Source organism: Ligilactobacillus apodemi DSM 16634 = JCM 16172, from assembly GCF_001434405.1.
In the GTDB taxonomy this organism is placed as follows: domain Bacteria; phylum Bacillota; class Bacilli; order Lactobacillales; family Lactobacillaceae; genus Ligilactobacillus; species Ligilactobacillus apodemi.
In genome coordinates this window covers 1-7905 of sequence record NZ_AZFT01000038.1, presented here as the reverse complement: position 1 = coordinate 7905, position 7905 = coordinate 1, and the positions used below count along the sequence as shown (strand labels likewise).

3 protein-coding genes are annotated in these 7905 nt (G+C 40.3%); 1 reads left to right on the top strand and 2 read right to left on the bottom strand.

The features are described from left to right. Positions 1-3866 (bottom strand): mucin-binding protein (locus FC32_RS03115; protein ID WP_156399003.1); only part of this gene is annotated, 3866 nt, incomplete at its 3' end. Between the two features lie 265 nt (positions 3867-4131). On the opposite strand from FC32_RS03115, the gene FC32_RS03110 reads away from it, so the two are divergent. Next, on the top strand, positions 4132-5319 hold the full coding sequence (locus FC32_RS03110; protein WP_056957258.1) for a YSIRK-targeted surface antigen transcriptional regulator: 1188 nt from the start codon (positions 4132-4134) through the stop codon (positions 5317-5319). 144 nt (positions 5320-5463) lie between these two features. Here FC32_RS03110 and FC32_RS03105 read toward each other — a convergent pair. Next, positions 5464-7905, bottom strand: a 2442-nt coding sequence (locus FC32_RS03105) for a mucin-binding protein (protein ID WP_156399002.1), incomplete at its 5' end; no start/stop codon positions are given.

Genomic DNA, 7905 nt, shown 5'->3' with positions numbered 1-7905 from the left:
ACGATTTCACCAGTAACTTTATCGACGGTCACGGTCCGAGTCCAAGTTGCGTTTTGTACGACGTCAGCTGGCGTATTTTCACCGGCACCAACATAATGCACTGTTTCGGTTACATCTTTTTGAACGCTATCTTTGTCTGTGCCAGCTGGCCATTTTGGTCCTTCTGGATCATCTGGATTGATTGGATCACCTGGTTTTTGTGGATCGTTTGGCGTAACTGTTTGAGTAGCGTGTTTCAAGACAACCGTGTACACTTGGTCAACAGAACTATCATCATCAAAAGTTGCATCAGTTGGGAAACCATCTGACACTAATTCATAACCCTTAGCTGTTAATTCTTTGATCTTATCAGCAGTAGAGTAGTTGATCTTTTCATTTGAATCACCCGTTACAGAGTCTGTCGCTAAGACACTATTGTCGTTATCTTGATCAACATAATTGATAACTGCTTTTTGAGCATCAGCTTGTACTGGTGAATAAGTTACTGTCACTTCAATGTCATCTTGTGTCACTGCTGTACTTGGAACAGTTTCTTTATCAGCTACATAACCTGTAACAGCCGGTGTTTTGACTTCATCGTAGTTAGTCTTGTTAGGTGTCCATTCTGTTTCTTTAACAGTTTCACCTGTGACTTTATCAACGGTAACTGTCTTTGTCCAAGTAGCTGTTTGCACGTTATCAGCTGGTGTTTGGTCACCGGCACCAACGTAATGCACTGTTTCTTTAACATCTTTTTGCACGTCTTGGTCTTCAGTTGCATGTTCAAACACCACGTAATAAGTTTCTGGTTGATCACCAAAGGTTGTGCTTGTACCTGGATAGCCATCGGTAACTAATTTATAGCCTTGTGCTTCTAAAGTCTTGATTTGATCAGCCGTTGAATAATCAACGTTTGTTCCTGGCTTACCAGAAACAGTATCTGTTGCTAAAATTTTATTATCAGTCTTATCTTGGTAAACGACCGTCACAGTTTGATCTTTAACTTCCTTAGTATAAACCACAACTGTTTCATAGTTTGCTGGAATACCAGTATAGCCATTATTCATATATTCGGCAGTTAATTTACCATCTTTAACAACAGCATCTTCTGGGATCACTAATGTTGCTTGGACTGTACTTGCATCATCCCCAACCTTAACACCGTTAGCGTTTGTTGATTGGATCTTAGCCGTATATCCTTCAAGCACTGGGGTAGTAACCGCATCATAAGCAGTTGTCGTGTTAACTGCATTAGCAATTTGCCAACCAGAATCTTTTGTGACCGTGTAAAGATCTTTTAAGTAATTTAAGATCTCATCGGCACTATGTGTTTTAGCGTATTCCTTAATCGCTTCGATGTCATCATCGCTAAAAGATAACGTCATATCACGCATCATATCAACTTCTTGCGTTACCGATGGGAAGATTTCATTACCATCTTCGTCAACATAACGAATCGTATTTTTATGAACACCAGAAGCTTGGTTTGTTGTTTCATGTGAGATCCAAATTTGTTGCGCTGCCCGCCGCGAAGAAATTCCGTAATGTCCGTTAGCATTACCGGAATCTTCTTTAACGTCATTAGCAGCCACACCAGCAACTAAGCCTGTCCCACTGATTGAAAGGTCCGGGTTAGCCCCATTGTCGTTTTTAGGGTCATTATCAAAACCGTTTTTCTTAAAGGTCACTTCATTGACATTGAGCCAAATTTGTTGAGCACCATCGGCTTTAATATCTTGGTAAACGATATAATCGGTCCCACCCATACGGATAGTCCCTTTATTTCCACCCATATAAAGTAGGTTAGCAGTTGTTTTGTCACTAGTATTTTGGATCTTGTCGCCCCCAACACCAGCCATCCAACCAGTGATCGCACCACCAGCGGAATAACGTTGGAAGTTGACATAAAGTGGATCTTCGATATCAATCTTAGAGTTAGCATTTCCTAGTGGGAAAGAGATCAATTCCGCATAGAAGTTAGTGTTATCATCACGGATATCGATTACCGCACCTTTTTTCGAAGTAAAGGCAGCATTTGAGCTAGAACTACGTGAATCTAAGGAGATTACGTCATCCCAGTTATTATCACCACGGTTAGTTAAGATCACGCGGAAGGTTGCATATTCGTCGATCGTGATGTTACCACGTTCATTGACCCCGATATAGTTATAACCATCATAAGAACCAGATGGAGTCCCCCCAGTCTTAGTCTTACCATCAGATTCAAACAAGGTATTAGAGTGTTTAGAAATGATGATATTACTATCGTTTGCTAAATCTAAGGCAACCCCACGGCCTTTGTTTTGGAAGTGAACGGTCGAATATTCACCAGAAGTAAAGGTTGAGTTATTACCCAAGATGATCCCGTCACGTCCAGTAAAGTTAAAGGTCGAGTTTGTGCCTAATGTTACCGTACTTGGTCCGTCATAACGTGATTGGTTTGTGCCATAGCCACCAAAACGATCACTGTCAGTACTTGATGGACGACCGGCACCAATTGCGATTGCTTGACCAATGCTGGTGTTCATTGTTACCACGGAATTACGGCCAGAAGTAAATGAACCGCCCTTGTTCATGAAGACACCCGCATTATGATAACGCGCTTTATCAGTTGCATTATTGGTATTCATGTTGATCGTTAATTTAGCATCGTCGCTAACTACAACCGCTGAACCGTCAGGTAAGTTGATGCCATCCCCAATTGAAGAACGGTTGATCGTAAATGAAGCACCTTTGGCTACCGTAACAGATGAGGCATCATGAATGTTGGCTTCGTTATTTTCACCAGCATTATCAACCGTTGAAGTTGTATCACCACTGATCACGACTGCGGTATTACCGCCACCACCATAAAGTGAAGTCCCTGAAGCAGTTACGTTATCAAACGTTACGGTGTTTTCACCAGTAGTTTTACTTAAGTCAACTACACCACTAGCATTACCAGTCACAACATTTAAATTAGCAAAGGTGATGTTCCAACTACCACCCGTTGCTGTCAAAATGTTTGAACCAAAATTAATTCCTGCATTATCTGATCCAGAAATCGTAACCGTATGACCTACACTGCCGATATTACCATCGCCAGTAGCCGTCAATGTCCCTTCAACGTTGATTTGTTGATAGTTAGAGTTGCTCATTGCACTAACTAATTGTGCCCAGTCACTAACTGTCACTTCATGTGTTGTTTGGGTGTCACTAGCTGAAAGCATTGCTACAGCACTTGTTGGAGTGGCACTTGCGCTGGCAGTTGTTTCTGCTTCACTTGAGGCCACGCTATCAGCAACACTTGTAGCTGCACTTGCTACAGCATCAGATGCAGTACTTTGTGCATCTGATGCTTGGCTAGCGGTTTCGGATGTCGCTGCACTATTATTATTGTTGGATACAGTTGAATTGGATTCTGTCGGAGCTTGTTTACTATTTTCTACTTGCGTATTTTCATTTACTGCTTCACTTGTGGAAGATGCGGATGCACTATCTGTGGAAGAGGTCGTGGAAGATGATGATGCATTCGCGTTAGCTTGCGTGGTTGCAGCTTCACTAGTTGTTGAAGCAGCGGTCTCTGAAGTTGGTGTACTTTGTGATTCTGTGGCATCGTTTGTGGAAGTGGTGGAAGTTGATGCCTCATCATCAGCTGTTACTTTACTACTTTTAAGTGTTACATTACTATCACTGATCGTGGAAGCCGCAGTGGTTTCGGTCGTTTCAGCACTTGAACTTGAACCTTGATCATCAGTTGAAGCACTAGCAGAAGTACTTGAACCTAAGAAAAACGTTGTACTTAGCAGCACTGACGCTGCCCCAATACTAAGCTTCTTTATCGTATACTTTGAAACTCGATCAGCTGATCTTCTCAAATATAGATTCTTATTATTTTTGGAGACCATTATTCTTACTCCTTTTTCTATAGAATTTCTTAACAATTTAAAAGTATAGAATCATTTAGATATATTTTAAATGTATAATTCAACAAAATTTGTATTTTCGTGAGTTGATTTTTTAATTTATAATTGTATAATTCATTATAAATTGTTTTTTAGGACAAATAGGTGGAAAATATTCTTTAAAAAAAGTTATAATATCAAAGAGGTTAAATTATTATTATAATTCTATATATTCATTTTAATTTATATTGAAGAGGTCGCGATTTATATGAAAAGGATAAAGATGATCAAATCTCTACATGTTTGTCTAAGACTTCCCATTATAGTCTTTGATAAGAATTTAGAGATTGTTGAGGAGTATCGTTCAAACCAAACAACCATACTTTTCAATGACTATGAAAATATTCTTAGAGATGCACTTGATGCAAATGAGTTGTTTACTTTCATTAGTGGTGAATTGAACGACATGTTTCTATTGTACAACTACGAAAATCTTCATGTCTTATTTGGACCGTTCAAGTGTAATATTATTGATAAAACATTTTTCTATAAAAAAATGAAAGATTTACAAATTAGCCCTAAGGAGCAAGAAACTCTCTATAATTATCTCTCTGATCTCCCCTTATTCTCAACGAGTGAATTGCGTGATATCTTGATCATGGTACATTATTTCTTTTCAGGGGAAATTAAAGATTTAATGTCTGACAAGGTGCACTTAGAAACGAAAAAGTATGAAACTGAGATCACTGATAAACGTATTGAATACCTTGTATCACAAAATTTTGATTCAAATATGTACCTATATTTATATGAACATAAGATCTTAAATTATGTTCGTAGTGGTGATGTCAATAAGCTACGAGATATGGTATTCAAGTTAAGTAATGGGGTTATCCCTGCTGTAACCGGCGATACGCTACGTTCGGAAAAAAACTACTCGATCGTTGTTTTTGAAAAGCTTTCCCAAGCGGGGATCGAGTTAGGTATGGATATCATCACTGCTTATGGTAGTCGCGATCTCTTTATTAAGAAAACTGAACTCGCTAATACACTGGATGAGATCTTACAAGTGCGTGATTCTGCGATCGTATATTATACCAATGAGGTTAATAAAGTCGTTTCACAACATTTATCACCACTTACAACATCGATCATCCAATACATTAACACAAACATGTATCGGCCCCTTAAAGTTAAAGAGTTAGCTAGCTATTTTAATATTAGCGAATCTAAACTCCGCACACTCTTTAAGACCGAGTTAAATTCTACCGTCCAAGATTACATTATGACCCGTAAGATCGAAGAAGCTAAGCTGATGTTAAAATCAAATGTTACTACGAACGAAGCCGCTTATACGCTTGGTTTTGCTGATGCTTCTCACTTCTCAAGGGCATTCAAAAAAATCGTTGGACAAACACCTAAACATTTCCAACAATCCGTTGCTTTAATGGATTAGTTTCTTATCAAGTAGATCTTTAATAAGAAATAAACAGCCTGATTTCGGTATTCTTCCGAAATCAGGCTGTTTAGCTTGTAAATGACATATATGTAAAAAAAGAAGAGCCTTACGACTCTTCTTTTTTGGATCTAAGAACAACTATTAGATGTTGTCTTTTTCATCCTTTTTTCTTCTCTTCAAGCCTGCGAAACCGAGTAAGCTTGCAACCATTGTAGCACCAAGAGCTGCTAACTTATTGTTTTCTGAATCACCAGTTTGTGGTAATTCTTCAGTTGTTTTAGCTGCTTGAGTAGCCTTGGCAGGTTGTTCCTTAACAGTTGTAGTTGTCGAAGTTGGTTCAACAACTGGTTTTTGTTGGTCTGGTTGTGGTTGTTGGTCTGGTTGTTTTTCTGGCTGTGGTTGTGGAGTAGGTTCGGATGGTTCAGCCGGTGTAACAACCTTCTTGTAAACAACTTGCATATTTGCAGTTGGATCTGCTGGGTCAACACTTGGGGTATCAGTGTTATATCCTGGAACTTTTGGTGTGTCTGTGACGATAACTTTTGTTGGATCGTTAGGATCGTTCTTGTATTGTGGTGTTTCAGCACCTGGGATTTCGTTGCCGTTTTCATCAACCGGAACGATCACGCCGATCTTCTTGTAAGTTACTGTTGTTTCAAGATTTCGTTGTTGGGTTGCTTGACCTGGAACTACTGCTTTATCAGCTACGTAGCCTTCTACAACTGGAACCTTAACTTGGTTATAGCTATCTTTGTCAGCTGTCCAAGGTTCTTGTGGGTTCAAGATTTCGCCTGTTACCTTGTCAACGATCAATGTTCTTGTCCATGTTGATGTTTGGACATCATCTTCACGGATCTTGTTACCATTTTCGTCTACAAAGTGAACGGTTGAAGTATATTCTTTTGAATATTCATCTGCAGCTGGCCATTTTGGACCATTTGGATCGTTAGGGTTGATCGGTGTGCCTGGTTCATGTGGGTTGTTTGGTCCAACTGGTGCTGTGTCATGGCCTAATTTAACTACATATACTTGATCTTCAGCATCATTGTCATCAAATGTAGCGTCTGTTGGGAAGCCGTCTTCAACAACAACGTAGCCTTTTTCGACCAATTCCTTGATCTTATCTGCGGTACTATAATCGATCTTGTCGCCTGACTTACCTGTGACAACAACCGTTTCAATTGTTTCACCTGTAGTTTCATCAACATAGACGATCTTAGCTGTTTGAGTTTGTTTTTCAGGAGTTACTGGTACGTAAACTACCGGTGTATCTTCACCTGGGTTTTCTGGTGTCACACTTGGTGTTTGTGGTACATAACCTGGAACTTCTGGTACGTCTGTGATGCCACCCTTAGTTGGGTCACTTGGATCATTGTTGTAAGTTGGTGTTTCTGCACCTGGAATTTCGTTACCGTTTGGATCAACTGGTACGACCTTACCTAATTCCTTGTAGACAACAGTTGTTTCAATGTTTTCTTGCGTTACTGTTTGGGCAGCTACTTCGGCTGTATCTGCATAGTAACCATTGATCACTGGTGTCGTTACGGCATCGTAAGTTTCCTTATCTGATGTCCAATCTGTAGATGAAACTACTTCACCTGTAACTGCATCAACTGTAACTGTCCGTGTCCATGTTGCTGTTTGCACGTTGTCAGCTGGTGTTTGATCACCAGCACCAACATAGTGAACTGTTGATGTTACATCCTTAGATACTTCACCCGCTTCAGCTGGCCATTTTGGACCATCTGGATCATTAGGGTTGATTGGATCACCTGGGGTCACTGGGTTGTCTGGTGTGACTGTCTTTTCACCGTGTTTCAATGTGACCGTGTAGTTTTGAGTTGTACTATCATCATCGTCAAATGTAGCGTCCGTTGGGAAGCCATCTTCAACTAAGACATAACCCTTTTCTTCAAGTTCTTTGATCACATCAGCGGTGCTGTAGTTGATCGTTGAGCCTGATTCACCTGTAACAGTGTCAACTTGGATCGTTTCACCGGTTGTACTGTCAACGTATGTGATCGTCGCTGTTTGAGTTTGTGCTTCAGGAGTTACTGGTACATAAACTACAGGTGTATCTTCACCTGGGTTTTCTGGTGTCACACTTGGTACTTGTGGTACATAACCTGGAACTTCTGGCACATCTGTGATGCCACCCTTAGTTGGGTCACTTGGATCATTGTTGTAAGTTGGTGTTTCTGCACCTGGAATTTCGTTGCCGTTTGGATCAACGGGCACGATCTTACCTAATTCCTTGTAGACAACAGTTGTTTCAATGTTTTCTTGCGTTACTGTTTGGGCAGCTACTTCAGCTGTATCTGCGTAGTAACCATTGATCACTGGTGTGGTTACGGCATCATAAGTTTCCTTATCTGATGTCCAATCTGTAGATGAAACTACTTCACCTGTAACTGCATCAACTGTAACTGTCCGTGTCCATGTTGCTGTTTGCACGTTGTCAGCTGGTGTTTGATCACCAGCACCAACATAGTGAACTGTTGATGTTACATCCTTAGATACTTCACCCGCTTCAGCTGGCCATTTTGGACCATCTGGATCGTTAGGGTTGATTGGATCACCTGG

Excerpts from the sequence above, each read along its gene's own strand:
- FC32_RS03110 (WP_056957258.1), top strand. The coding sequence starts at position 4,132 with ATGAAAAGGATAAAGATGATCAAATCTCTACATGTTTGTCTAAGACTT.